22 protein-coding genes are annotated in these 26,891 nt (G+C 28.0%); 17 read left to right on the forward strand and 5 right to left on the reverse strand.

Annotation, left to right across the window (positions count from 1 at the left end):
* Positions 1–103 precede the first annotated feature (103 nt).
* From CSPA_RS13615 to gshAB, 8 genes are all read left to right on the forward strand, one after another.
* Complete coding sequence (locus tag CSPA_RS13615; protein ID WP_015392879.1) at positions 104–784, forward strand: response regulator transcription factor; 681 nt, start codon at positions 104–106, stop codon at positions 782–784.
* 2 nt (positions 785–786) lie between these two features.
* A complete protein-coding gene (locus CSPA_RS13620; RefSeq protein WP_015392880.1) occupies positions 787–2,289 on the forward strand; it encodes a HAMP domain-containing sensor histidine kinase in 1,503 nt (500 codons plus the stop codon).
* 203 nt (positions 2,290–2,492) lie between these two features.
* Positions 2,493–3,695 (forward strand): hypothetical protein, encoded by a 1,203-nt coding sequence (locus CSPA_RS13625; RefSeq protein ID WP_015392881.1) that lies wholly within the window; start codon positions 2,493–2,495, stop codon positions 3,693–3,695.
* Positions 3,696–4,293: 598 nt separating this feature from the next.
* A complete protein-coding gene (locus CSPA_RS13630; protein WP_015392882.1) occupies positions 4,294–5,184 on the forward strand; it encodes a transposase-like zinc-binding domain-containing protein in 891 nt (296 codons plus the stop codon).
* A gap of 565 nt (positions 5,185–5,749) precedes the next feature.
* Positions 5,750–7,213, forward strand: a complete 1,464-nt coding sequence (locus tag CSPA_RS13635; RefSeq protein ID WP_015392883.1) for an oligosaccharide flippase family protein — start codon at positions 5,750–5,752, stop codon at positions 7,211–7,213.
* A gap of 365 nt (positions 7,214–7,578) precedes the next feature.
* The gene (locus CSPA_RS13640; protein WP_015392884.1) at positions 7,579–7,911 is read left to right on the forward strand and encodes an ArsR/SmtB family transcription factor; all 333 of its coding nucleotides are present in this window, start codon (positions 7,579–7,581) and stop codon (positions 7,909–7,911) included.
* 27 nt (positions 7,912–7,938) lie between these two features.
* Positions 7,939–9,252 carry an MATE family efflux transporter gene (locus CSPA_RS13645; protein ID WP_015392885.1) on the forward strand — a complete coding sequence of 438 codons (1,314 nt, stop codon included), beginning with the start codon at positions 7,939–7,941 and terminating at the stop codon, positions 9,250–9,252.
* 135 nt (positions 9,253–9,387) lie between these two features.
* Positions 9,388–11,700: a bifunctional glutamate--cysteine ligase GshA/glutathione synthetase GshB gene (gene gshAB / locus CSPA_RS13650; RefSeq protein ID WP_015392886.1), complete on the forward strand. Its 2,313-nt coding sequence runs from the start codon at positions 9,388–9,390 to the stop codon at positions 11,698–11,700.
* A gap of 83 nt (positions 11,701–11,783) precedes the next feature.
* On the opposite strand, the gene CSPA_RS13655 is transcribed toward gshAB, so the two are convergent.
* The gene (locus CSPA_RS13655) at positions 11,784–12,275 is read right to left on the reverse strand and encodes a DUF4489 domain-containing protein (RefSeq protein WP_015392887.1); all 492 of its coding nucleotides are present in this window, start codon (positions 12,273–12,275) and stop codon (positions 11,784–11,786) included.
* Positions 12,276–12,594: 319 nt separating this feature from the next.
* On the opposite strand from CSPA_RS13655, the gene CSPA_RS13660 reads away from it, so the two are divergent.
* Entirely contained in the window at positions 12,595–13,254 is a 660-nt protein-coding gene (locus CSPA_RS13660) for a DUF6483 family protein (protein WP_015392888.1), read from the forward strand.
* Positions 13,255–13,301: 47 nt separating this feature from the next.
* Here CSPA_RS13660 and CSPA_RS13665 read toward each other — a convergent pair whose 3' ends face one another.
* Together CSPA_RS13665 and CSPA_RS13670 are read right to left on the reverse strand one after the other, a co-directional pair.
* On the reverse strand, positions 13,302–13,757 hold the full coding sequence (locus CSPA_RS13665; protein ID WP_015392889.1) for a threonine/serine exporter family protein: 456 nt from the start codon (positions 13,755–13,757) through the stop codon (positions 13,302–13,304).
* A 25-nt stretch (positions 13,758–13,782) separates the two neighbouring features.
* A complete protein-coding gene (locus tag CSPA_RS13670; protein ID WP_015392890.1) occupies positions 13,783–14,562 on the reverse strand; it encodes a threonine/serine exporter family protein in 780 nt (259 codons plus the stop codon).
* A 252-nt stretch (positions 14,563–14,814) separates the two neighbouring features.
* Between CSPA_RS13670 and glyA the strand changes: the two genes are divergently transcribed.
* Both glyA and CSPA_RS13680 read left to right on the forward strand, forming a co-directional pair.
* Complete coding sequence (gene glyA / locus CSPA_RS13675) at positions 14,815–16,050, forward strand: serine hydroxymethyltransferase (protein ID WP_015392891.1); 1,236 nt, start codon at positions 14,815–14,817, stop codon at positions 16,048–16,050.
* Positions 16,051–16,525: 475 nt separating this feature from the next.
* Positions 16,526–16,774 carry a hypothetical protein gene (locus tag CSPA_RS13680; protein ID WP_015392892.1) on the forward strand — a complete coding sequence of 83 codons (249 nt, stop codon included), beginning with the start codon at positions 16,526–16,528 and terminating at the stop codon, positions 16,772–16,774.
* Between the two features lie 142 nt (positions 16,775–16,916).
* Here the strand turns inward: CSPA_RS13680 and CSPA_RS30155 are convergent, their stop codons facing one another.
* Positions 16,917–17,072 (reverse strand): hypothetical protein, encoded by a 156-nt coding sequence (locus CSPA_RS30155; protein ID WP_015392893.1) that lies wholly within the window; start codon positions 17,070–17,072, stop codon positions 16,917–16,919.
* A 167-nt stretch (positions 17,073–17,239) separates the two neighbouring features.
* On the opposite strand from CSPA_RS30155, the gene CSPA_RS13685 reads away from it, so the two are divergent.
* From CSPA_RS13685 to CSPA_RS13695, 3 genes are all read left to right on the forward strand, one after another.
* Entirely contained in the window at positions 17,240–17,683 is a 444-nt protein-coding gene (locus tag CSPA_RS13685) for a DUF5673 domain-containing protein (RefSeq protein ID WP_015392894.1), read from the forward strand.
* A 177-nt stretch (positions 17,684–17,860) separates the two neighbouring features.
* Positions 17,861–20,044, forward strand: coding sequence for a DNA topoisomerase III (locus CSPA_RS13690; RefSeq protein WP_015392895.1), 2,184 nt, complete (start codon positions 17,861–17,863; stop codon positions 20,042–20,044).
* A gap of 280 nt (positions 20,045–20,324) precedes the next feature.
* Positions 20,325–22,322 carry a methyl-accepting chemotaxis protein gene (locus CSPA_RS13695; protein WP_015392896.1) on the forward strand — a complete coding sequence of 666 codons (1,998 nt, stop codon included), beginning with the start codon at positions 20,325–20,327 and terminating at the stop codon, positions 22,320–22,322.
* Positions 22,323–22,488: 166 nt separating this feature from the next.
* On the opposite strand, the gene CSPA_RS13700 is transcribed toward CSPA_RS13695, so the two are convergent.
* The gene (locus CSPA_RS13700) at positions 22,489–23,040 is read right to left on the reverse strand and encodes a TetR/AcrR family transcriptional regulator (RefSeq protein WP_015392897.1); all 552 of its coding nucleotides are present in this window, start codon (positions 23,038–23,040) and stop codon (positions 22,489–22,491) included.
* 263 nt (positions 23,041–23,303) lie between these two features.
* Between CSPA_RS13700 and CSPA_RS13705 the strand changes: the two genes are divergently transcribed.
* Genes CSPA_RS13705 through CSPA_RS13715 form a run of 3 tightly spaced genes read left to right on the forward strand, consistent with a single transcriptional unit; the run spans position 23,304 to position 26,749 of the window.
* Positions 23,304–24,353, forward strand: coding sequence for an HlyD family secretion protein (locus CSPA_RS13705; protein ID WP_015392898.1), 1,050 nt, complete (start codon positions 23,304–23,306; stop codon positions 24,351–24,353).
* Positions 24,343–25,557, forward strand: a complete 1,215-nt coding sequence (locus tag CSPA_RS13710; RefSeq protein WP_242838586.1) for an ABC transporter permease — start codon at positions 24,343–24,345, stop codon at positions 25,555–25,557. The genes CSPA_RS13705 and CSPA_RS13710 overlap by 11 nt, the downstream gene beginning before the upstream one ends.
* Entirely contained in the window at positions 25,532–26,749 is a 1,218-nt protein-coding gene (locus CSPA_RS13715; RefSeq protein ID WP_015392900.1) for an ABC transporter permease, read from the forward strand. Before CSPA_RS13710 ends, CSPA_RS13715 begins: the two co-directional genes overlap by 26 nt.
* Positions 26,750–26,891: the final 142 nt, after the last annotated feature.

The following is a 26,891-nucleotide window of genomic DNA, read 5'->3' on the forward strand; positions in this document are numbered from 1 at the left end:
AAAGCATGTAAGTTCTATTTATGATCATACATTTCAATTCAAGAAATCACAAAATGATTTCCTTGTAGATTGATAATTGAACATTGATAATTGGAGTGATAGCATGAAAGAAAATAAAATTTTAGTAGTTGATGATGAACCATTAATAAGAAAGCTTGTTACAGATTTTTTAAAAAAACAAGGTTATATAACTGTTGAAGCAGAAGATGGTAAAAAGGCTATGGATTTATTTTGGAGTGAGGGAAATATAGATTTAATTATTCTAGATGTAATGCTTCCAGAATATGATGGATTTACAGTATGCAGAGAAATAAGAAAGAAGTCTAAAGTTCCAATCATAATGCTTACGGCAAGGGGTGAAGAATTTGACGAAGTTTTTGGTTTAGATATTGGTGCAGATGAATATATTTCAAAGCCTTTTAGTCCTAATATCTTAATAGCAAGGGTAAATGCAGTTCTTAGAAGAGCAGTAACAGCAGCAGAAACAGATACTGATGTTAAAAAGTATAATGGATTAATTGTTGATCATAATGCTCATCAAGTTACTATTGATGGATCTATAGTTGATTTAAGTCCAAAAGAATATGAGTTGTTAGCTTACTTATCTGAAAATTACGGAAAAGCTTTAAGTAGAGAACAAATTTTAGATAAAGTATGGGGCTATGATTATTATGGAGATTTAAGAACAGTAGATACACATATAAATAGATTGAGAATAAAACTTGGTGAAAAGAGCGAATTTATTCAAACAGTACGCGGTTATGGTTATAGATTTGAGGAATAAAGATGAGTAAGTCAATTAGATCAAAACTTTTTATATCAGTAACTTTTTTATTAGCCTTTTTTGTCTGTGTTTTATGGATGTTAAACAATTTATATCTTCAACAGTATTATATACAAAATAAAAAGGATTTACTTAAAGAGAATGCAAAAAATATAATTAGTATTTATAATGGAGATCCTAATGAAATTCAAGATGAATTAGATAGAACAGCAAATATTACAGGAAGTAATATTGATATTTTTGATAAAGATGGTAAAATGATTTATAAATCTTCAAGAAGAGGACCAATAGACAAAAATCCAGCAGATAATTCTAAAAATAATAGTAAAGATAATGTGCAACAGCTACCTCCATTAAATGGTTTTGAAAAAGATAAGCTTAACGAAGATAATGAGGATGGTTATAAATTTGAAACAAGAAGGGATTATCAACTACGAATAGATTTTTTGACCCTTTCAACAGATTTAAGTAATGGAGATAGACTTAATTTAAGAGTTGCCTTGGTTTCAATTAAAGAAAGTGTAGATGTAGCAAATAGATTTATACTTATAATAGGCTCAATAATTACAATATTGGGAAGTATATTGGCATTTTGGTTTTCAAAAAGATTCACTAAACCAATCGTTGAAGTGAATAAAATTGCTAGAAAGATGGCTAAATTTGATTTTAGTCAAAAATGTAATATTAGTGGAAAAGATGAAATAGGTCAGCTTGGTCAAAGCATTAATTATCTATCGTGCGAGCTAAATAGAGCAATTACAGAGTTAAATGTGAAAAATAAAAAGCTTGAAGAAGATATAGAAAAAGAAAGAAAAATAGATGAAATGAGGAAAGAATTTGTTTCAAGTGTTTCTCATGAACTTAGAACTCCACTATCTTTAATACAAGGTTATGCGGAGGGGCTTGCTTGTAATGTTAATGAAAGTGAAGAAGATAGAAAGTTTTATTGTGATGTTATTATGAATGAAACAAATAAGATGAACAAGTTAGTTAAAGATTTATTGAATTTATCTCAATTAGAATCAGGAGCTTTTCATATAGAAAAAACTGAATTTGATTTGATTTCATTAATAACTTATGTTTTAAATAAATACAAAGCAATTTTTGCAGAAAAAAATATAGAATTGCAGTTCGATTCAAGTGAAAGTATCATTGTATATGGAGATATGACAAGAGTAGAACAAGTAATTACAAATTATATTAATAATGCTATTAACCATATCGATGAAAAGAAGATAATTAAAATTGGTGAAGAGATTATCAATGATAAGGTAAGGATAAATATATTTAATACAGGTAAATACATTCCTGAGGAAGCTCTAGAAAAAATATGGAAGAGCTTTTATAAAGTTGATAAAGCAAGAACTAGAGCGTATGGTGGCTATGGGCTTGGATTATCAATAGTGAGGGCACTTATGGAATTACATAATAATGCTTGTGGTGTTGAAAATATTAATGATGGAGTAAATTTCTGGTTTGAAATGGATAAAGTCAATATTATTTAATAATACTTTTGTTAAAAAATGACGGTTGCTTTGCGACAGTCATTTTTTTTATGGATTTTTACAATTAAGAGGTTAAATTTGAAAATGGTAATACTTATTTATAAAAGTGTGCTATAATAATGGTAATATTTTACAAAAAGATAATTGTATATAAAAATATCAGTTTAGGGATGATAAGTATGGAAATCAAAAGGAGGAATAAAATGATAAAAAAACTTAAAAAGGGTTCCTATAAATCATCAATAAATATTCTATTAGCAAGTGTACTAGCAACAACAGCAGTATTCATGAATAATAGTGTAATTGCAAAAAGTATAGAAGTTAATAAGGTAATAACTGCAACTTCGAGCAATGAGGGTGGAAATAATTTTATTATTGATTCTCCAGTAAAATGTTACAATGATTTAAAAAAAGTACAGAAGATTGTAGATTTCAAATTTAAGTTACCAGACTTTCTTCCAGGTGGAAATAGTGCGGGATATATTCAAATTAGGAAGCTTTCAGAAAAGGATAATATATTAGAAGTATTTTTTCAAAATAAAGAAGGAAAGTTTTCATTTGTAATATCTGAAAGAGATCCTGTTGAAATCCTACAAAAAATAGAGAGGGATAAAATAAAAGCTATAGATAATTCTAAAGTTGAAGTTAAAAAAGAACCTTTAAAAATAGAGGATATAAAGGGATTAAATGTTACTTTGACAACAACATTGTCTCCTAGACTAATTGGTAACATATATTCTAAATTAAGTGAAAAAAATAGTGAATATTTTGTATGGAGAGATGAAAACATATGGTATAGTCTAGAATATAATTCATCATCTATAAGTGAAGAAGCATGTACTCAAGAAGTAAACTTATCGCAAGAGAATATAATAAAAATAGCAAAATCTATTAAAGCACCTGAAAACATAAAGAATGTAAATTATGAAGAAAATAAAAAAAAGATTGAAGAAAATATATTATTAAATATTTATGATAAGGAGGATCTAGAAAAGGCCAGATCTTTATTAGGTTATAATCCAAAGTTTCCAGTAAAAATTAACAATGATATAAATATCACAAGTTCAGTTTTAAGAAGATCAGTCGACGTAGATAAAAAAAATAACAAAGAAAATTATGAAATAAACAATTTCTATTCCAATAAGGATGGTTCAATTATATTTATTGAACAAAATAATTTAGAACTTTATGACAAGCTTTTTAAAGGTGAAATTAAATCAATTAAAGCTGAAAAGCTAAATGTTAATAATAATGAAGTTTATAAATATTTCGTTAATGGTGCAGTTTCAGAGGTTAATTATCTTTGGAAAGAAAATAATATATACTATACTGTTACTTTTTATGTTAATACAGATAATTCTGATGAAATTGTAAAGGAATTTATTAAGTCTAAACCCTTAGATTAAATCGTAAAGGAATTTATTAATTTTGAACAATTAGATTAAATTGTAAATGTATATATGAAATTACCAATAAGTAATATTCAACATGATCAAAAAATGATGATTTCTTTTGAATATTTTTTGACTATAATGATTATTTTAACAACATATAGATAATAGAATCATATATACAATGGACAATAGGTGTATATGGTTCTTTATTATTGTCTTAAGGAAAGCATAAAATCAAAGTAATTATAACTAAAATTATTCATAAGTCATCATTATTAATTCATTAATTTTAAGGGCAAATAAGCGTAGTGAATTAATACTTTTCAACAGGAGTTTTATAATTAAAAAAGTTTAGACTCTGAAATATTTCTTTCATATTAACATTTACACAATATAATATCCATAAAAAATTAAATTTTGAAATAGCAGAAAAATATTAATTAATATTTTGTCATTCACATCTAAGTATCTAATGTATATGTAAAAAAACATCACATATACATCTGTTTAAAATAAATGTTGGTAATGTTTAGAAACTTAATATTTAGGCAATTATTAAGAGGATTTGAATATTTAATTTATATTTTAACAATGAATTGAGGTAATTTTCTTGATAAAAACTGATGCAAATTTTAATTTATTAAATTCTCATATTACTGCATTGATAAAAAAGGATATCTATTTAAATAGAATTATTGAAAAATGTCCTACTTGTGAGTCAAAACACTACATTAAATATGGATCATTTAAAGGAATTCAAAGATATAAGTGTAAAGAATGTGGCAAAACCTTTTCTAATATAACAAAGTCCTTATGGAGTTATTCAAAAAAGGACTCTAGTAAATGGATCAAATTTACTGAATATGTGCTTGAAAGAAAATCCTTAAGATTCTGTTCAGAAAAATTGGAAATAAGCTTAGTTACAGCTTTTTATTGGAGACATAAAGTATTGCAGGGACTTAACTATGAGAGTGTTCCATCAAATTTAAGCGGGGATGTACATATTGCTAAAAAATTAATTCCTGAGAATTTTAAAGGAAGCAGAAACATGACTATAACAGTACGCCATAATATTTGGGTTGTAGCTGCAAAAAGCGGTGGAAATTCTATTATAGTTAAACCAATTTCAAGATGCCATTGGCATTTACCTAGCTTTAATAAAAAAATTTATTATTTAATTGATGAGAAAGCTTATATAGTTCCATATGGTGATCGATATATTTCTTTAGTAGCAAAAGCACATAATAAAAGGCGTACAAAAGAAGTTCAGAATGATAAAATAATATGGTCATTCCAATTTATTCTAGGAAAATGGTTGAAAAAATATCATGGTGTTGCTTCAAAATATTTAGAAAAATATCTTTCACTTTTTATATTATTTCTAACAAAAAAAGAGATGAACTATATGGAAATATTCAAGAAATTATCTCTTGGAAACAACTTCCTAAAAATAATGAATATATCTATGTTTAATACTCAAGGTATTAGTGTATTATTATAATTCTTAAGTTTAATTAACAACATTTATTTTAAACATTCTTACATATGAAATAAAATATAAAGATCTTTTTGCTTGCTATTTTATATTATTTAAACTTATGAAGTTATTTATAGAGATGAAGTTTTAACTAGAAATATTATTCTTGATTAAAGTGCAATAACTCCAAGTTAATATATCATTGAGTAATGTATTAAATTAAGATCTTGCAAATGTGGAGACAGGAATAGAAATACTATCAATGATTCTAGTATCATAAGCTTTAAACATTGTCAGGTTAGAAAAATATGTTTGGATTTCTAAAATATTTAATCTATTCTTTATAGAATTAGATATTTTTTGTAGTAAATATCGTTAAATAAAAAAAACGCTAATATGAAAAAGTATTTTAAATTATCAAATTTTTTAGTATTATAATAAATGAACTCTAACGTATCAATAATATCCTTATTATACTTTTGTTTGTTGATTTAAGTATAATTTGTATGATTGGAATTTGTTAGTGCGTTTTTAAAATTTAACTAGAATGAGGCTTTAAATTAATAATAAGCAACATAGGAGATAATGTATGTCTAAATCTATTTCAAAAAATGCTGTTTTTAAGGCAGTATTGAATGTAAGTAATATAATTTTCCCTATAATAGCAATGACTAAAGTGCTACCTGCAATTGGAACTGCCTTAAATGGATATTTAACAATGGGGGAAACGCTAACGGCTGTTTTCATGATTTTTGCCACTTTTGGAGTATCTCAATATGGATTAAGGGAAGTTAGTAGAGTTAGAGATGATAAAGAAAAGCTTGGCCAAACTATTACTAGTTTATTCTTGATTACAACAACTACAACGGCGATAACATCAATATTATATGTGATTTTTTTGATAATGCATGAAAGTGAAAAAGCTTATTTTTATACTTGTATGGTAATGGGGCTAAATATAGTATTTAATTTATTTAATGTTGAATGGATAAATGAAGCCTTAGAAAATTATGATTTTATTGCAATAAAAACAATGATAGTCAAAATTATATATAATGTTCTAACAATAATTTTTGTAAAAACCCAAACAGATTTTTTATTTTACATATACCTAACTTCGGCAATAAACTTTATTAACAATATAGCAAGCTACATATATATAAAAAGGAAAATAAAATTTGATTTTTCAAATATACAAATTATAAAACATATAAAACCAATGTTTTCGGTTGTAATCCTTGCAAATACATATATACTATATACTTGGTTTGATAAATATATAATCAATTCTGTAATGGGTTATGTAGAGGCTGGATATTATGGAACAGCACAAAAAATAATGTCCTTAATAGACATATTAATGTTTACTATAATTCAAGTTTCTATGGCTAGGCTTTCTAATTATTTAGCAAATCATTCAAAAGAAGTATATTTAAATTTGTTAAATAAAGTAGTTAAAATATATTTCTTGTTATTGTTTCCAGCATCTATAGGGTTACTTTGTGTATCTAAGCAGGTTATTTTATTATTTGGTGGAGGCACAGATATATATTTACCTGCTGTGCCAATATTAATGGTATTTTCGATTTATATGTTAACAATTGGAATCGATCGTATTATAGCAGACCAAATTATATATATTTTTGGAAAAGAAAAGAAAGATGCAAAGTTGGTATTGATTGGTGGAATAATAAACTTAATTTTAAATTTACTTCTAGTGGTTACTAATACCCTTACACCAACGAGAGTAATTACAATGACGTTGATTGCAAATTTAGCGGTTATAGCTATGGAATATAGATTGGTAAAAAAAGAAATAAAGCTGGATATAAAATTATTTTCATTGGCAAATTTTAAATATTTATATTATTCTTTAATTTTTATTCCAATAACTTATTTTATAAATGAAAATGTATCAAGCGTAATTTTATCTTGTACAATTGATGTAGTTGTATGTGGTATGATTTACTTAATAATATTATTAGTAACAAAGGACAAAGTGTTTTATGATTTATTAGATACTGTTTTAGAAAAGATTAAGCTAAAGATTTAAGAATGAATTATACAGAACAGTTAGAAAATAAGAATTAATAAATTAGAGAAAATATGTTTATTTTAAGGAAATAAAAAAATAAATAATTATATAAAAGAAATTTTGGAAAATGAATTTACAATTAAGTAATAAATGTAAACAAGATTAATTCGGTTTTTGATTGAAATTAATCTTGTTTTTTTATAGAATTCATAAAAAGCAGTATTCCAGTGATGTTTAAGGTTTTGAATCGGTATAAATAGATGCATGTTTATATCTAATGTAAATATTATGTTAAAACAATAAAAATATTGACTACATATAGATAATTATCTATACTAAAAGTGTACAAATAACATCCATTTTTGTTATGAAAGGAGCAAATTGTGGAAAATAAATATGAAAAAAATGCAAAAATATTAAAGGCTTTAAGTGATACAAATAGATTAAGGATAATTGATTTGCTTTCTTGTGGTGAAATGTGTGCATGTCATATATTAGAAAATTTTAATTTCACTCAGCCTACATTATCTCACCATATGAAGGTTTTAATTGATTGTGGATTAGTAGAAGCTAGAAAAGATGGTATTTGGAATTTATACAAACTAAATTTAAATAATGCAAATAGGCTGGTATTATTTTTTATGAATTTAATTACAGAAAATGATGAGTGTGAAGAAAAAGATAATAAATGTCATAAATCTGAGGATAATAAATAACAATATAGATAATTCAATGGAGAAAGAATGAAACAAGTAGATTTAACAAAGGGAAAACCATTAAAAGTTTTAACAGCATTATCAGTTCCGTTGATGGGAAGTTCTCTTCTGCAGTTTGCCTATAACTTAATTGATATGCTTTGGGTTGGTGGATTGGGCAGTAATGCAGTAGCTAGTGTGGGAAGTGCAAGCTTTTTTGTAGGTCTTGGGTATTCTATTAATTCTATGGTAGTTATTGGGACAGGAATAAAAACAGCTCATTCAATAGGAAGAAAAGAAGAAAATGAAGTTAAAGGATATATTAATGCAGGAATTATAATAAATACTATAATGGGTATTATTTTGGGGATAATACTAATTTTGGCAGGAAGAAATCTTATTGGTTTTTTACAGATTAACAATGCTGAAGTTGAAAAAGATGCATATTTGTTTTTAGCCATAAGTGGTCCTACAATTTTCTTTGCATTTTATAATATGCTTTATGCAAGAATATTAGGTAGTTTTGGAAATAATAAATTGGCCTTTAACATTAATGTTATTGGTATTATTGTAAATATTATATTAGATCCACTATTTATATATGTATTCAAATTAGGTGTTTTAGGAGCATCACTTGCTACAATGTCAGCAAATATAGTAATGTTTATAGTATATATGGCTAGAACTTATGGAATTATTAAATACGATTTTAAAGTGAAAATTGATGTAGAAAAGATTAAGGAAATATCAATTTTAGGACTGCCAATGGCAATGCAGAGAGTTTTGTTTACGGTAATAAATATATTTTTAGCGAGAATAATTGCAATATTTGGAGCTGAAGCTATAGCAGCACAAAAGATAGGACTTCAAATTGAATCAATTACTTATATGGTTGTTGGCGGATTACATGGTGCAATAGCAGCTTATACAGGACAAAACTTTGGTGCAAAAAAAATAGAAAGAATTAAAGATGGTTATAATACAGCTATAAAAATAGGAATAATGTATTCATTATTAACGGCAGTTCTTTTTATGTTTTTTAGCATACCATTTATAAAACTATTTGTTAAAGATGAACAAACTATTTATATAGCTCAAGCATACTTACAAGCTGTTGCATATTCACAAATTTTTAGTACAGTAGAAACTATATCAAATGGATTATTTACTGGAATAGGGAAACCTAAAATTTCATCAATAATAAGTATTGTATTTACTGCACTAAGGATTCCAATGGCTTTAATTTTAATTAAACCTTTTGGTTTAAGTGGAGTTTGGATAAGTATTTCTCTTTCAAGTATTTTAAAGGGAAGTACAGCTTATTTACTTTACATTATTGAATTTAAAAGAAAGAATAAATAAGTATATGTTCTATTGTCAATGCTTAAATATTAATTATAATTGTTAATTAACCAAGAAAGCCTTTCTGGATTTCTTGAATTTAGTTATGAAATATTATTCAGAGCTTATATATAGGAATTAGTATGGGGGGACAACATGTTAAATAAATTTAAAAGATTATTCACAAATTATGAATTGTTAAGTGGTAATTATGGAATAGAAAGAGAAGGTTTGAGAGTTGATGAAAGAGGAGGGTTATCTCAAAATAAGCATCCTCAAGTGTTTGGAGATAAGGTGACAAATCCTTATATAACAACTGATTTTGCTGAAAGTCAAATTGAAGTTATTACTCCACCTTTTAAAGATGTAAAAGAAACTTATAATTTTGCAAATGCCTTATATGATATTGCTGCAATGGAAATTGGTCATGAATATTTGTGGCCTCAATCCATGCCAAGTATAGTACCTGAGGATAGTAAGATTAAAATTTCTGAATATGGTGATAACGATAAAGGCAGATCAGCACAGAAATACAGGGAAAGTCTAATAAGCAAGTATGGAGGCAAAAGACAACTAATATGTGGTATACATTATAATTTTTCCTTTAGTGAAAACATAATTAATAAATTATATAAAGCTGAACTTGCTGAAAATAATAATATAACTTATCGAGAGTTTAAAAATAGCATTTATTTAAAGGTAACAAGAAATTATCTTAGATATAGGTGGCTTATAATTTATCTTTTAGGTGCTAGTGGAGTTGTCGACAAAAGCTATGTTGGTAAATGCTTAGGCTCTACTAAAAAAATAGCTGAAGATAGTTTTACTAACGAAGGAGCTTTGTCTTATAGAAATAGTGAATGTGGATATAAGAATAAAATAGATTTATTTCCTAATTATGATTCAGTTGAAAAATATATTGAAAGCTTGAAAGGTTTCATTAATGATAAGCTTATAGACAGCTATAAAGAACTATATAGTTCAATAAGACCTAAACCAAGTGATCCAAACGACTTTTTTAATTCACTTTTAGGGGATGGTATTCAATATTTAGAATATAGAAGTATTGATATTAATCCTTTTGAAAGAGGTGGAGTAAGCCTAGAGGATTTATATTTTCTTCAAATATTTAATTTGTTCTTGCTTGTAAAAGAGGAAAGTAATTATGAAGAATGGCAAAAAGAAGGAGTAGAAAACCAAAACATAATTTCTAGGTATGGGCAAAATAATGTAACATTAAAGAAAGATGGTAATCCTATTTCAAAAGAAGAATGGGGCTTAGAAATATTAGATCATATTAAAAATATGAATAATGAACTTAACCTTGGAAAAGAGGAAATTGTTGATTTAATGATTGATAGAATAAAAGATCATAAATTGACTTATGCTTATAAAATTGAAGAAAAGGTCAAAAAAGATGGGTATATTAATGCTCATATAAATATTGCTAAAAAACATAAAATAGAGTCATATAATAATAGATTTAAATTAGAAGGTTATGAAGAGCTGGAATTGTCCACTCAAATATTAATGAAGGAAGCTATTAAAAGAGGAATAAAAGTTGAGGTTTTAGATAAAACTGAAAATTTTATTTCCCTCAAGAAGAACAATAAAGTTGAATATGTAAAGCAGGCAACTAAAACATCAAAGGATAGTTATATAACTGTTTTAATAATGGAAAATAAAAGTGTTACTAAAAAAGTATTAAGAGATAATAATATTAAAGTTCCTGCTGGTGTGGAAGTAAATTCTTTGAAGGAAGCATTAGCTATAATTACTGATTATGTGAATAAACCAATAGTAATAAAGCCTAAATCAACAAATTTTGGAATTGGAATAAGTATTTTTAAAGATGGAACAGATGAAGATAGTTTAAGGAAGGCCTTTGAATTAGCCTTTGAACATGATAATACGGTGCTTGTTGAAGAGTTTATAAAGGGAAAAGAATATAGATTTTTAGTTATTGATGACAAAGTTGCTGGAATACTTCATAGGGTACCAGCAAATGTAAAAGGTGATGGAGTTAATTCAATAAAAGGATTAGTAGAAATAAAAAATCAAGATCCTCTTAGAGGTTATCATTATGTAACGCCTCTTGAAAAAATAATCTTAGATGAAAGTGCTGAATTATTTTTGAAACAGCAAAATAAAGATTTTAAGTATGTTCCAGAAAAAGATGAAGTTGTTTATTTAAGAGAAAACTCTAACATTAGCACAGGAGGAGATAGCATAGATTATACTGATGATATTTCTAACAAGTTTAAGGACATTGCAGTTAAGGCTGCTCAAGCAGTAAATGCAAGAATCTGTGGCGTTGATATGATGCTTGAAGATTATAAAGATGAAAATACTGGTTATGCAATAATAGAACTTAACTTTAATCCAGCAATTCATATTCATTGTTATCCTTATAAAGGTACTGAAAGAAAAATTGGAGTTGAAGTATTAAAAGTATTAGAACTAATTTAAATAAGAGGCAGGTTGAAATTTCAACTTGCCTCTTAGCAGTTAAAGAAGCTCTTTTAAAGGAGCTCCTTATAATATAATATAAATTATAAAGTTTCAACAGCTAAAGCTGATAAAGTTGCATTTGTTATTGTTAATCCAGCTGTTACAGAAATTAAGCTGCTTGGTTCAATTTGAACTGTATAGGTGGTATTTCCATAAGCAGGATTGCAATCACAGTATTGGAAAGAGAAAGATTCTGATTCAAGTACTCGTACTGCTTTTGCGAAAGTGTGAGTTCCACCTACTGCTTGTGGACATCCATCACGAACAGCTTTTACTATTACGAAATTTAAATTTACTAGAATATCTGCTGGTAGGGAAATTAAGCTTGTAAAAGTTAATAAAACCTTTGGATTACACATATTACTAGTATCGATAGAAACGCTAACAACAGGGATAGGTCTAGATAATGGTGTTGAAATTACTGCCAAAGGTCCAGCTCCACCAGTACTAACATTTAATAAAGCTCTTCCTGGTTCAGGAGCATTATTATAAATTTCACAATAGTCACTTTCAGTTCCGCATAAATTTCTCATAAGATACCCTCCATATTATCATAAGTTAATTAAAGTTTTTTTAATATATATTGAATTATCAATGTTCAACACTCAATTATTAATTAGGATTGGATTTCCTTTGGAAATTATAAAGTTTTGAACAATTTTCTTGCAATATATATTTAATCTTAGATATTTTGTCATAGTATATTGTATGAAGATGCTTAAAAAAGGTGAAGTCTAAAGAAACTGGATTTAGAAATTTTACGATTATAAATTTTAGTAATTGATATAATATTTACAAGGAAACTTATTTAAAGTATTATAAAATTAATTTTAAACATGAGGTGATTACAAAATGATAAAAAATGATTATATGAAAGAAGTAGAAAATACTTTGAAATTGGTAACTGAAGAAGTTGATATGGACATAATTAATGGTAATTTAGAGGAAGCCAAAGAAAGAGTTAATAAATGTCTAAAATCTTTGGTGGGAATTGATATAGGTACTGTAGATGTTTTTTCTTTTAATACATTAGAAGGTCTTATAAGCAAGGATATGCATTATAATGCTGAAAAGTTTATAGCCTTTGGATGTCTTATGAAGCTACAAGGAGATTTGGTATCTAAGGAAAATAATGAAACATCGAAAATTCAATATTATAGTAAATCTATAGAAGGGTTTTACAATGCTTATATGGAAGATGATGAAGTAGGAATTAAATTTATTAATGATGCTGCATTAGTAGCTGATGAATTAAGTAAATACGAATTTTCTATAGAGATGGATAGAAAGGTCTTAAAGATTTATGAGGCTGCTAATAGATTAGATAAAGCAGAAGATACCTTATATTATATGCTTAGAAAAACTAATAACGATGGAAGTATAATTTTAGAAGGAATTAAGTTTTATAATAGGCTTAAACAAATGGATCATGATAAGTTGAAGGAAGGTAATTTACCTTTTGAGGAAGTAGAAGATGGGATTTTAGAACTAGAAAAAAGATTAGGAAATTAAAATATGGGTATCCAACAATACTTATAGTACAAAGTTGGATATCCATATTAAAAATGTTTATCTAAAAGTTTCTCTTTTACTATTTTTAAGTTTGTAACCTGCTTTGTAATTGTAGATACAAAGATAACACCTAAGGCTAAAGCTCCAGCGATTGATATTGTGTTTAATCCAAGAGTAGCAGCAGCACTTATGTTTCCTAATATAGTTTCATACATGGTATAGTACATACCAGCACCAGGAACTAGTGGAATAAGCGCACATACAACTAAGGTTGTTACTGGAGTTTTTAAATATCTTGCAAAAATCTCAGAGTACATACTAATAATAATTGCTGAAATAAATTGTGCCATAATATCACCAACTCCATTTTGGGTTAAAGATAAATAGGAAAACCAGCTTAATCCACCGCCTATGGCAGCAAAAATTAAATATTTTCCTCTTATATTAAAAATTATTCCAAAGCCAAAAGATGCCACTAAGGCAACAAAAACTTGTTCAATCATAAAATTCACCCTTTTCTAGATTGTATTAATGGAAAACTACAGGGAATAAGCCAAATTTATTTATGAATAAGATTAAGACAGCACCAGTTCCAACTGCAATTGACACGGCAATTAAAAAGGCTTCAGAAGCTTTTGTAATACCTGATAAAAAATCACCAGCAATAGTATCTCTAATTGCATTTGTAATTGCAAGTCCGGGCACAAGTAGCATGATTGAACCTATAATAGTTTTATCCAAGTTCGAGCATATTCCTGATTTAAAAAACAATGCAGCAAAAAAAGCACATATTCCTCCACAGACTGAATTAACAAAGAATTCATTTATATTAAGCTTTTGAAATATAATTGATACTATTTTTATAAGAGCACCAATTATACAAGCACCAGCAAAATCTTTTATATCTCCTCCAAATACAATTGCAAAACATCCAGCTGTAATTGAGGACCAAAGTAAAGTGATTAAAAATGAATATCTATCACCCTCAGATATAGCTATAAGCTCATCATTAAATTTGCACATATCCATTTTCACAGTTTGAATTTTTCTTGATAGATCATTTATTTTATCTATTTTATTTAAATCAACACCTCTAGAAGTAATTCTTTTAACAAGAGTTGCAACTTCTTCTTTATAAGCAACTGTAACAATTATTCCAGTTGGTATGACAAAGCAATCAGCAGAATCCGCACCAAAGCCAAGACATATTCTGGTCATGGTTTCTTCTACTCTATAAGTTTCTGCACCACTTTCCAGCATGATCTTACCAGCAAGTGTGGTAACTTTAAGTAATTTATTAAGATCCATAGTCTTACTCCAATACATTATATTTTAAGTGAATTATAGCATATAATACATGATAGTTATAGAAAAAAATCTGTAATATTATTGTTTTTAGAATAATATAAAAAAACATTTTTATATTAAAATATGTTTACAAATTGTATTGATTTTTGAAGAAGTATTAACAAGAATATATAAATTATCAAAAAAATAGTTGATTAATTTACTAAGAAATCATATAATTTGAATATAAAAAAATATTGGGGTGATTATTAGATGAATTTTGAAAATATTCAAAAAGAAGACAAAGAAATTTATGACTTAATGGAAAAGGAATTAGAAAGACAGCAAAAAGGAATTGAATTAATAGCATCTGAAAATATTGTAAGTCCAGCTGTTATGGAAGCTATGGGCTCTTATTTAACGAATAAATATGCTGAAGGATATCCTGGCAAAAGATATTATGGAGGCTGTCATGTAGTTGATGAAATTGAACAAATAGCCATAGATAGGGCTAAAAAATTATTTGGTGCAGAACATGCTAACGTTCAGCCACATTCAGGTTCACAAGCAAATATGGCTGTATATTTTGCTGTTTTAGAACCAGGTGATACTGTTTTAGGAATGGATTTAAGTCATGGTGGTCATTTAACTCATGGTTCACCAGTTAATTTTTCAGGAAAATTATTTAACTTCGTTTCTTATGGAGTAGATAAAGAAACTGAAGTTATTGATTATGAAGAAGTAAGAAGAATTGCAAAAGAAGCTAAACCAAAGCTTATCGTTGCAGGTGCTAGCGCTTATGGAAGAATAATAGATTTTGCAAAGTTCAAAGAAATTGCTGATGAAGTTGGTGCTTTATTAATGGTAGATATGGCTCATATTGCTGGACTTGTTGCAGCAGGAGTTCATCCATCACCAGTGCCATATTGTGATTTTGTTACGACAACAACACATAAGACTTTAAGAGGTCCAAGAGGTGGATTAATACTTTGTAAAGAAAAATATGCACAAGTTTTAAATAAAAACATATTCCCAGGAATACAAGGTGGTCCATTAGAACATATTATAGCAGCAAAAGCTGTATGCTTTAATGAAGCTTTAGATCCAAGTTTTAAGGCTTATGGAGAAAATATAGTTGCAAACTGTAAAGAACTTGCAAATAAATTAATTGCAAAAGGCTTCAAGATTGTATCAGGTGGAACTGATAATCATGTTTTCTTAGTTGACTTAAATAACAAGGACATAACAGGTAAAGAAGCAGAAATTTTATTAGATTCAGTTGGGATAACTGTAAATAAAAATACAGTACCTAATGAAACAAGAAGTCCATTTGTAACTTCTGGAATAAGAATTGGAACAGCAGCAGTTACAACAAGAGGTTTTGTAAAAGAAGATATGGCAGAAATTGCAGAAATTATAGCTGAAGCAATTGATAATAGAGCAGGAGATTTATCATCACTTAAGGCTAGAGTAGAAGCATTATGTGATAAATATCCTATATATAAGTAACATAGTAAAAGCGAGGTTTCATTGTATTGTGATGAAGCTTCGCTTTTTTATTCTTTAGGAAATTATATTGTTGGACAATCTGTGAATAACTCTTGAAACAGACTAATCAACTAGGTTTAATATTTTAAAAGAATAAAAAATAAATCATATTCGCCTGCATAAAATGTTCTCATATGCAGCATAGCTGCTCTTTCTAAGGTGCACATTTTTCTCACATGCGTTCGAAAAGGCAGATGCGTAAAAAAAATCTCCGACTCCACAGTCGCCTGCGATTTTTTTATATCTAGGAAAGCATAAAAGTTTATAGACCGATGGAGTATATGGCTATATAGTATAAATGATTGATAATTACTTATTCATTAATTTCGTATCTAAGGAACTTTATTCAGCTTAGTATTTATAGAATTAAAGTAACATTTAAAGATTTCTTGAATACTATAGAATTGAAGTAAATTGGTTTTACGGAGGTTTATGAATGAATCCTTATCAACTAATTATCGCAGTTCAACAAAGAATGCAACAGGATCCGAATTTTGCTAATAAATTTAATCAAGCAATTATAGAATTAAATAAAATTCCTGGTCTTCAACAAAAAGTAGTTCAAATAGCACAACTTAACACAGAAGCTAAAAGACAAGAAGCAATGGATAAATTACCAAAAGATGCAAGAAATGCTGTTGCAAAAATATTATCTATATTAGAAGAATATAATATTCATTTTTAGCAAGGGTAACTTTGAAAAGCTAACCATTTGTATATAAAAAATACTTATTAAGAATAAAAAGAGTTTCTTATAGAAGTTACATCTATAAGAAGACTCTTTTTTGATATAAATAAAATTTAGGGAGAAAGCTAAATTAAATCAATTAAAAACCTCTCTTTTTCGCTTCTGCTCCACTTTTATTAAGGCTTGGTTCTTCAATAGTTGTATCGAAGCTGTTTTTTGCATATTGTCCTTGATCTTTATTTCCATTTCTTAAACCATTACTTTTTGAAAAATCTCTTCGGTTATTGTTTTGCATAAAAATCATCTCCTTTGTAATAGTACATATATATTATGTCTAAAATAATAATATTTAAATCCTTGTTTATATTATATTTTTATTAAAGAAAATTTATGAAGAATATGATATAATAAGATGCTTTATAAAAAAATGCAAAAAATTTAAAAAGATTGGGAGAATTAATTATGGAAATATCATCAATACTGATTATAGCTTTTATAGTGATCATGGATATTGTTCTTATTGTAAAGGATATAAAAAACAAGATTATATACAGTGGAACAAAAAAATTTAAGATAGCAATTCCATTAATGATTGTAATATTTGTTGGAATAACTCTTATGAATTCAAATTATAGAATGCAAGATATTATTGTGTGTGTAGCAATATTGCCTTTAGCCTTTGTGGGTAATAAAACTGGAATAACTGAAAAAGGGTTTCTATTTAATTCCTATGTAACTCCATGGGATAAGGTTGAGAGCTATTCACTAGATGATCAAGGAGAAAAATGTATACTTTCATTTAAAACAAATATGGGAGCAAGACGAATAATATTTAAACTAGAAGATAAGGCTGATATTAAAAAATATCTATTAAGTATAAATAAGTTAAGATATGTAAAAAAATAATTTAATGCGTAAAAAAAATCTCAGGCTCCACAGTTGCCTGCGATTTTTTTATTGACTATTTTATGATATAATTGATACATCTTATGGAAAAATGGTAATTGACTATAAGAAAAAAGACGTTAATAGCATGAAAAAAAGTTTATACTTTTTAATTGCTTGAGAGAGGAAGAATAATAAATGAGTAAAACTTTGGTGTTAGCTGAAAAGCCAAGTGTTGGTAGAGATTTAGCTAAGGTTTTAAAATGTAATCAAAATAAAGGTTCATATATAGAAGGTAGTAAATATATAGTAACTTGGGCAATGGGACATTTAGTTGGTCTTATGGATCCTGAGGGTTATGATAATAAGTATAAAGAGTGGAAAATGGAAACACTTCCAATGCTTCCTAAACATATGAAGCTTACAGTTCTAAAGAAAACAGGAAAGCAATTTAATGAAGTGAAAAAGCTGTTATTAAGAGATGATGTTAATGAAATAGTAATTGCAACAGATGCTGGAAGGGAAGGAGAACTTGTAGCACGTTGGACTTTAGAGAAGGTCGGTGTTAAAAAGCCTCTTAAAAGATTATGGATTTCATCGCAAACAGAAAAAGCTATTTTAGATGGATTTAGAAATCTAAAGCCAGGTAAAGATTATGAAAATCTTTATCATGCGGCTGTATGTAGAGCAGAAGCAGATTGGCTTGTAGGACTTAATGTAACAAGAGCATTAACTTGCAAATATAATGCTCAATTATCAGCAGGTAGAGTTCAATCTCCAACCTTAGCTATGATTGTATTAAGAGAAGAAGAAATAAGAAATTTTAAGCCAAAAACTTTTTATACTTTAGATGGGAAGACTAAAGCCTTTAACTTGTTATGGGTAAATAAAGATAATAATTCTAGAATTTTTGATGAAGAAACTGCAAATAAGATTGCTTCAAAACTTAAAAATTCAGAAGGAAAAATTGTAAATATAAATGAAGCAAATAAGAAAAAGTTTTCGCCAGCCCTTTATGATTTAACAGAATTACAAAGGGACGCAAATAAAATATGGGGATATTCTGCAAAGCAAACCTTAAATATAATGCAAAGACTTTATGAAAATTACAAAATATTAACTTACCCAAGAACAGATTCAAGATATATTACAACAGATATTGTTGCTACTATTCCCGAAAGATTAAGGGCAGTATCTACAGGAGAATATAGGATAGCAGCAGAAGAATTACTTAAAGGAAAGATAAATGGTCATAAAGGTTTTGTAGATAATTCAAAAGTAAGTGATCACCATGCCATAATACCAACAGAAGAAAGGCCAAATTTATCCCTTTTATCTTCTGAAGAAAGAAAAATCTACGATTTAGTAGTTAAAAGATTTCTAAGCGTTATGCTTCCACCTTTTGAATATGTTCAAACTACAATAGAAGCAGAGGTTCAAGGAGAAAAGCTTATAGCTAAAGGAAAAGTTATTAAGGCTAAAGGCTGGAAAAAGCTTTATGATAAATTAGAAGAAGATAATGACGAAGAAGATATAAAAGAGCAAGTATTACCTTTAGTGAATAAAGGTGACAGCATTAAAATAGAAAGTGTTAATGTGAAAAAAGGTGAAACAAAGCCACCCGCTAGATTTACAGAAGCGACTCTTTTATCAGCTATGGAAAGTCCACATAAATATATCAATGTTTCTAAAGAAGCAGCTAAAACTTTAGGAGAAACAGGTGGACTTGGTACAGTAGCTACAAGAGCAGATATTATTGAGAAGTTATTTAATTCTTTTGTTATAGAAAAGAAAGGTAAGGAAATATTACCTACCTCAAAAGGAAAGCAATTAATTGATCTAGTACCAGCAGACTTGAAATCGCCAATTTTAACAGCTAAATGGGAAAGTCAATTAGATGAAATAGCTAAAGGAAAAAGAGATGCACATATATTTGTCAAAGAAATGAAAAATTATTCAGTTGCGTTAGTAGAAGATGTTAAAGGAGCAAGTAGTAAGTTTGTTCATGACAACAAAACTGGAAAGAAATGTCCTAATTGTGGTAAGTATTTATTAGAGGTAAAAGGTAAAAATGGAACAATGAATGTCTGCCAGGATAGAGAGTGTGGATATAGAGAAAATGTAGCTAGGGTAACAAATGCAAGATGTCCAGAGTGCAAAAAGAAATTAGAATTAAGAGGCCAAGGAGAAGGAAAAATTTATGTTTGCCCTGGTACTAACTGTAATTTCAGAGAAAAGGCTAGTGTATTTGAAAAGAGATTTGACAAAGCTGGAAAGACTGATAAAAGAGAAGTTAATAATATTATGAAAAAAATGAAAAAAGAAGCAGAGGCTGATTTAAATAATCCATTTGCTGATCTTTTGAAAGATTTTAATAAATAACAAATACTAAAGGTAGAACAATACAATGATTGTTCTACCTTTAAGTGTTATTATATATAACTTGAATTTATAAGGAATAATGTTTTATTAAGAAGTTTATCGCATATTAATGAATAAAGGCAATGAAATTTGTGGGTTATTATGATATTATTAATATATATTTGACAATAACGTAGATAATTCTTGTTGCTTTTGTAAAAAATGATAAAAATTGAAATAAGGAGCTTCATGTTGGAATTATCAGTTTTGGCTTTAGATGGAAGATAAGGGGGAGAAAAAAATGTCGCAAAAAAAATTGAATTTACATAGTATTCGAATAAGATTAGTTATTAGTTTAGTTCTGATTTGTGTGATACCATTGATTATAGCGGGAGTAATTTCCTATAATCAATCAAAATCAATACTTAGCAAAAAATTAGATATTACAAGTGAACAGACACTTTCTGAGGTGAATAGCGGATTAAACAACTATTTTGCTGGATTTACAGAGAGAATTACAATGTTATCAAATGATTATAACCTAGTGAACGTTGATTATGGAAATAATTTTGATTACATACCTAATTTATTAAAAAACCTAAAAGAAAGTAATAAAGATATTTTTGATACATATTATGGAAGTGAATCTGGTAAGTTTTCAATATATCCAGAAACAAAGATGCCAGAGGGATATGATGCAACCCAAAGATCTTGGTATCAAGAAGCAATAAAGGCAAAAGGAAAACCTGTAATAACTAAGCCTTATAAAGATGCAGCTACAGGAAATACTGTTCTGGGTATTGCACAAGCAGTTATAAAGGATGGTAAAATTGTAGGTGTTGTTGGAATGGATTGTACATTAAGTACACTTTCGGATCGTATAGCAGAAAAAAAAGTAGGAAATTCAGGAGTTGTATTTATTACTGACACAGATGGAGTAATGATAGCTCATGCTGATAAAAGCTTAATTGGTGGAGATACAGTTACAAAATTATCTTATTGGAATGAAGTTAAGTCTGGTAAAGATGGATTTATTACTTATGATTATTATGGAGTACCCAAATTTGGTGTGTATGAAACTAATGAAATGACAGGGTGGAAGCTAATAGCTGGGTTGCAAGAAAGTGAATTGTCAAATGATACGAGAGCAATACTATTAAATACTGCTATAATAACAATTATAATGGCAATAATGGCAATAATTTTATCATTGATATTGAGTAAGGGCATCGCGACTAATATTCAAAATTTAAAAGAAGTATTTTCCAAAGCTTCGGAGGGAAATTTATCAGGAGTTGTAGAGGTTAAATCAAAGGATGAACTTGGTCAACTTGCAAATGACTATAATTCTATGATTAAAAATATAGGTAAACTATTAGAAAGTGCAAAGCTAACTTCCAATACAGTATTTGAGACTACTGCAAATCTTTCAAGTATGGCAGAAGAAACAACAGCTTCAATGGCGCAGGTTTCATTTGCTGTTTCAGAAATATCTCAAGGAGCTGTCAGTTTAGCTGAAAATTCTCAAGAAACTGCAACTGGTATTGAGGAACTATCTAAAAAATTAGATAAAATTGCAGACACGACTGAAGATATGAGTAATGTATCAGAAGAAACTAAAAGCTTAAGTAAACAAGGAATAAATACTGTAAATGTATTGATTAATAAAAATAACGAAACAATGGAGGCGACAACAAAAGTATCGGATATAGTTTCAAGTGTGAATGAAAGTGTACAGATGATTAGTTCAATTTCTAATGCTATAACGGAAATAACAGAGCAAACAAATCTTTTGGCACTAAACGCATCTATTGAAGCGGCACGTGCAGGAGAAGCAGGTAAGGGCTTTGCCGTAGTAGCTGAAGAAATCAGAAAACTTGCAGAAGAATCACAAAATTCTACAGAACAAATTAAGTCTATAATAGGTACTATTGAGTCCAAGGCAGAGATAGCTGTAGAGGCTATGGATAACAATAAGAAAATTAATTCTGAACAAAATGAAGCTGTAATAAGAACCGAATCAATATTTACTGAAATACTATTATCTATCACAAACTTAACAGAAAAAGTTGGAGAGGTTAAAATTTCAATAGATGATATGCAAGTTCAAAAGCAGGTTTTCGTTACTCAAATAGAAAATAGCTCAGCTATTTCTGAGGAAACAGCTTCATCAACAGAGGAAGTAACTGCATCAGCAGAAGAAGTATCTGCTACAATGGACAGATTTAGTCAGCATACAGAAGATTTGCAACATTTAGCTGAAAAATTGAAGAAAGAAATAGATAGATTCACAGTATAATTTAAAGGGATTAGCTACAGGTGCAAACCCCCTGAAGTCTAACCTGCGGAAAAAATTACTTCAATATTTTAGTTGGAGATTTTAAGTAAAATAATATAAGTGGTAGAAAAAGCAAACCTCACTATAAAATCAAAAATTATAGTGGGGTTTGCTTTTTCTAATGGGATTAATGTTCAGAATGAACAAATCCATTTTGAATTTTATCCGTTATAACTGAAGTTATTTCAGGTGTAATATCATCGAAATCAATTTGTTCGAGTATCCCAAAGATGCCGCATATAACAAATGATGCTATAGATTTATAAAGCACAGTCTGCATCTTACTATCTGCAGTTTTTTCTAACAAACGTTCAATAGTAAGTTTTTTTGTTTTGTATAATGATGATGAATATCGTGGAGTACTAAAAAAATGTATAGAGAGTTCTTTATTTTCATTAAACATAAATAGGATTTTTTCTATTATTTCAGGAAGATGATTAACTAATTCAGCAAAATCATATGGTTCCATAATAGAAATGGTTTTATCTACAATATTATTCAAAAATGCATCAGCACAATCATAAATATCTTTATAATGCAAATAGAAGGTACTTTTGTTAATGTCAGCCCTATCACATAATTCTTTTATCGTAATATCTTTAATGTCCTTTTCAGATAATAATTTAGCAAAAGCATATTGAATAGCTTGTTGTGTTTTTCTTATACGTCTATCTTTCATTATGATTCTCCTTTAATAGACAGATTTGACATTTTTGTCTATTAATAGCCTTATGGAATAAAATTGATTATTGAATGATTATTCATAAGTTTTTATAATAGACTAGTGTCTATATATAGATGATAGTCAATAAAGACTGTTATGTCAACAAGCATATTTATATAGAATAAAACTTATTAATTTAGATTAATTTTAATTTATGGAAGAAAAGTATTTAAGTTAGTTTTTCTAAAAAGCTAACATGAGTATTAGAGGAGGATGTTATGAAAATAAGAAACGCAGTAGTATTTATAGTTTTAGCAATTTTAATTAATGGATTTACTGGATGCACTTCAAAGTCAACTCTTACAGGAGATAAGTTAGTAAAGGAAAGTAAAGAGAATCTAACGATACAATCTAATGTAGATATGACAGATACAAATATAAATACACAAATCCCAGGTGAAATTAAAGAAGTAAAAGTAAAAGAAGGAGACACTGTAAAAAAAGGAGATGTTCTATTTATTATAAATAGTGATACACTTGGAGCTAAGCAAACTCAGGTTAAAGCACAAATAGAGGCAGGAAATGGTCAACTAAATGCAGCAAAGGCAGCTAGAGATGCTGCTAGTGCAAAGCTTGAATTAGCTCAAAATGGTGCAAGGCCTGAGGAGATAGACCAAGCTAAAGCAGGCTATGATCTTTCTAAAGTAACATATGATAGATTAAAGGTTCTATATGATGAAAAATCTATACCTAAATCAGATTTAGATAATGCTGAAACTCAATTGAAATTAGCTAGTGATAAATATGATATAGCTCAAAAAGGAGCTAGACCAGAAGATATAAAAGCTGCGCAAGCATTAGTTGAACAAGCTAATGGTTCTGTACAAGCTGTAGAAGGTCAAATAAAGCAAGCAGAGGGAGCATTAAAGGAAGTAAATGTAAATATTAATAATGCTACAGTTGTAGCACCAGAAGATGGTGTTATTACTCAATTAAATGTTGAAGTAGGAGAACTAGTATCAACGGGAATGCAGCTTGCAGTAGTTACAAAAACTAATGAACCATCTATATTATGCAATGTCAAAGAAACAGATTTGTCTAAAGTAGATTTAAATCAAGAAGTATCAGTTAAGATTCCTGCATATAAGGATGAAGAGTTTAAAGGAAAAGTTGTAAAAATTAATAAAAATGCAGATTTTGCTGTTAAGAGAGCAACTAATGATAATGGTGAATTTGATATATTATCTTATGGTGTAAAGATAGAACTTGAAGATATGAATAAGCCACTTCGTGCAGGAATGACAGCTTTTGTTGATTTTGGAAAGTGATGTGATAGTAGCTATGAAGGAGTTAGCAGTTAAACTTAAAAACATATTTTCAAAACATAAAGAAATTATTTTACCTGTATTAATGCTTTTAATAATTCCATCAATTTCAAGTTATATTTTAGGATATACATATAGTGCTCATTCAGTGAGGAATATTCCAACTATAATAGTTGATCATGATAATTCAACATTAAGTCAAAGTTTTGTAAAGCAAGTAAATACAAATGAAATCTTTAATGTGACAAATTATAGTCAAAGTGATGATGATGTAAAAAATTTAATTGAAAGAGGAAATGTAGTTGTTGGAATAATAATACCAAAAGAATTTTCTAAGGATTTGATTGATGGAAAAGCACCTAAAATGATGATTATATATGATGGGGCTCAAATGTCAGCTGTTAGTTCTGCAAAAACTAGAGCAGCAGAAATTCTTGGTACAATTAAAGCAAGCTATTTAATAAAGGTAGGAGAAGGTAAAACAGGAATAATGCCAGCGGTAGCTAAAAATAATGTTATTCCAATGCAATCAAATCCTATATTCTTGGGCAATCCAACGCGAAGTACAGCAAACTTTATACTTCAAGGAATGTTAATAGGAATAGCTCAAATTGGAATAATAATTCTTGGAGTTTTAATAGTGAAAGAAAAAGAAAATCCGATTTCGTTATTATCAAAAAGCATTGGTTTTGGAATTATAGGGGCAATTTCTATATTATTCTCCTTAATTATACAAATCAAATATTTTGAAATACCTTATAAAGGCTCTATAGTTGGAGGAATAACATTAACTATATTATTTAGCATTGTCACTATAAATTTAGGCGTTTTATTTAAATTGATATTAAAAGATAAGTTATCTGCTGTTAAAAATTCTAGTTTGATAATTTCAGGTACAACTCTAATTACAGGCTATACTTTTCCATTAATGGCTATGCCTGATATATTTAAAAAATTAGCTAAATTTATTCCATTTTTATATTATGGAGGTTCTATGAGAGATTTATCACTTTTGGGATTAAACTTTAATGATATTCTTCCAGAAGTATATGATCTTATTAAGTACTTAGTTATAACATGGATTGTTATGTTAATTATATTAGCAATTAAAAAAGTTTTAATAAAAAGGAATCTTTTAAAATATAAAATCGCCAAGAAGATTGTACAAAGGAGGCGTAAGTATGAGATTGCTAAGGCTCATAGGTAGAGATAAAAAGAATATTATTTCACTCAGTTTAATTCATATTATAACGGTTGTTTTTGTATGCTTTATTTTTAGTAAAATTTATGTAGAAAATATTCCATTTGGAATAGTAAACTTGGACAACTCATCTTTATCAAGAACAGTGATACAGCAGCTTAATAATAGTCCTGGGCTAAACATTACTTATTATGCTGATTCACAAGTTGAACTTGAAAAAGCAATTAAGGAAAAAAGGATTAGTGGAGGAATAGTTATTCCTAAAAATTTTAATAAAGATGTTGTGAGTATGAAATCTCCAAGCATTGCATTATTGATAGATGAAACAAATATGGTTGTTGGAAATAATATATATGCTTATGGTAGTAGCGTTATAGGAACAGTTAATGCTGGAATTCAAATGAGAGTTTTTGAAGGTAAAAATATGCTTCCAGATACTGCGAAAAAGACTATAACAAGTTTTTCTTATGTTGAACGTGTACTTTATGACACTCAGCTTAGTTATATGAAATATTTAATATATCCACTTATACCATACCTTATACAGGGTACTTTTTTAATGACTTTTTTAGTTCCTGAATTAATAAAAAATAGAAGGAAGTTAAATTTAATTAACATAAAGTCTAACGATGGCTTAAAAAATATTATTCTTATTTGTGCAAGAATTTTAATAATGATTTGCGTGAGTATAATATCAAGTTTTATTGGCTTATGTATTTTAGATAAATATTTTGGATTACCTCTTAGAGGAGATATTTTAGAATATGTTGCATTAATGTTTATATTTTTGCTTAATATTACAGCAATGGGATTTTTCTTTGCTGCTTTTATCAATAATATTATTTATTTTGTTCAATTCTTTTCAATGATTAATATAGTAACATTTTTGACAAGTGGTATTGCCTTTCCTGAATATATGATGCCTGAAGGCCTAGTTAGAATTATTAAATATTTGTGGCCATTTATGAATGTAGGATTACAGCTTAAGTGTCTAAACTTAAAAGGAATAGGTTGGGATGTTATATTACCATATATTAAAAATGGAATTTTTTATGCGCTAATATGGTTTCCTATAGGTATTGGATTATACTCTGGAAGGATTGCATTATATAAATATAAATTTAATAGTAAAAATAATAGAATTATTGAACTAAAAGAAGCGGAAGAGGAAGAAAGCTTTGAGGAAGAGATTAGTTAAATTGTATTAAATATATATAGTCCTATTATCAATGTTCAATTATCAATTGTCATTAGTCAAGAATCCTTTCGGAATTTCTTGGTGTAAGATATAAAACCTTAATTAGTACTTATATAGTGGAAAAATATAATTAGATTGTGAG

Origin of the sequence: Clostridium saccharoperbutylacetonicum N1-4(HMT) (genome assembly GCF_000340885.1) — a bacterium.
GTDB classification, from domain to species: Bacteria; Bacillota; Clostridia; order Clostridiales; family Clostridiaceae; genus Clostridium; species Clostridium saccharoperbutylacetonicum.

Excerpts from the sequence above, each read along its gene's own strand:
- CSPA_RS13635 (WP_015392883.1), top strand. The coding sequence starts at position 5,750 with ATGTCTAAATCTATTTCAAAAAATGCTGTTTTTAAGGCAGTATTGAAT.
- CSPA_RS30155 (WP_015392893.1), bottom strand. The coding sequence starts at position 17,072 with ATGCAAAACAATAACCGAAGAGATTTTTCAAAAAGTAATGGTTTAAGA.
- CSPA_RS13665 (WP_015392889.1), bottom strand. The coding sequence starts at position 13,757 with ATGATTGAACAAGTTTTTGTTGCCTTAGTGGCATCTTTTGGCTTTGGA.
- CSPA_RS13715 (WP_015392900.1), top strand. The coding sequence starts at position 25,532 with ATGAGATTGCTAAGGCTCATAGGTAGAGATAAAAAGAATATTATTTCA.
- CSPA_RS13695 (WP_015392896.1), top strand. The coding sequence starts at position 20,325 with ATGTCGCAAAAAAAATTGAATTTACATAGTATTCGAATAAGATTAGTT.
- gshAB (WP_015392886.1), top strand. The coding sequence starts at position 9,388 with ATGTTAAATAAATTTAAAAGATTATTCACAAATTATGAATTGTTAAGT.
- CSPA_RS13660 (WP_015392888.1), top strand. The coding sequence starts at position 12,595 with ATGATAAAAAATGATTATATGAAAGAAGTAGAAAATACTTTGAAATTG.
- CSPA_RS13700 (WP_015392897.1), bottom strand. The coding sequence starts at position 23,040 with ATGAAAGATAGACGTATAAGAAAAACACAACAAGCTATTCAATATGCT.
- glyA (WP_015392891.1), top strand. The coding sequence starts at position 14,815 with ATGAATTTTGAAAATATTCAAAAAGAAGACAAAGAAATTTATGACTTA.
- CSPA_RS13670 (WP_015392890.1), bottom strand. The coding sequence starts at position 14,562 with ATGGATCTTAATAAATTACTTAAAGTTACCACACTTGCTGGTAAGATC.
- CSPA_RS13645 (WP_015392885.1), top strand. The coding sequence starts at position 7,939 with ATGAAACAAGTAGATTTAACAAAGGGAAAACCATTAAAAGTTTTAACA.
- CSPA_RS13690 (WP_015392895.1), top strand. The coding sequence starts at position 17,861 with ATGAGTAAAACTTTGGTGTTAGCTGAAAAGCCAAGTGTTGGTAGAGAT.
- CSPA_RS13615 (WP_015392879.1), top strand. The coding sequence starts at position 104 with ATGAAAGAAAATAAAATTTTAGTAGTTGATGATGAACCATTAATAAGA.
- CSPA_RS13655 (WP_015392887.1), bottom strand. The coding sequence starts at position 12,275 with ATGAGAAATTTATGCGGAACTGAAAGTGACTATTGTGAAATTTATAAT.
- CSPA_RS13680 (WP_015392892.1), top strand. The coding sequence starts at position 16,526 with ATGAATCCTTATCAACTAATTATCGCAGTTCAACAAAGAATGCAACAG.
- CSPA_RS13685 (WP_015392894.1), top strand. The coding sequence starts at position 17,240 with ATGGAAATATCATCAATACTGATTATAGCTTTTATAGTGATCATGGAT.
- CSPA_RS13705 (WP_015392898.1), top strand. The coding sequence starts at position 23,304 with ATGAAAATAAGAAACGCAGTAGTATTTATAGTTTTAGCAATTTTAATT.
- CSPA_RS13620 (WP_015392880.1), top strand. The coding sequence starts at position 787 with ATGAGTAAGTCAATTAGATCAAAACTTTTTATATCAGTAACTTTTTTA.
- CSPA_RS13625 (WP_015392881.1), top strand. The coding sequence starts at position 2,493 with ATGATAAAAAAACTTAAAAAGGGTTCCTATAAATCATCAATAAATATT.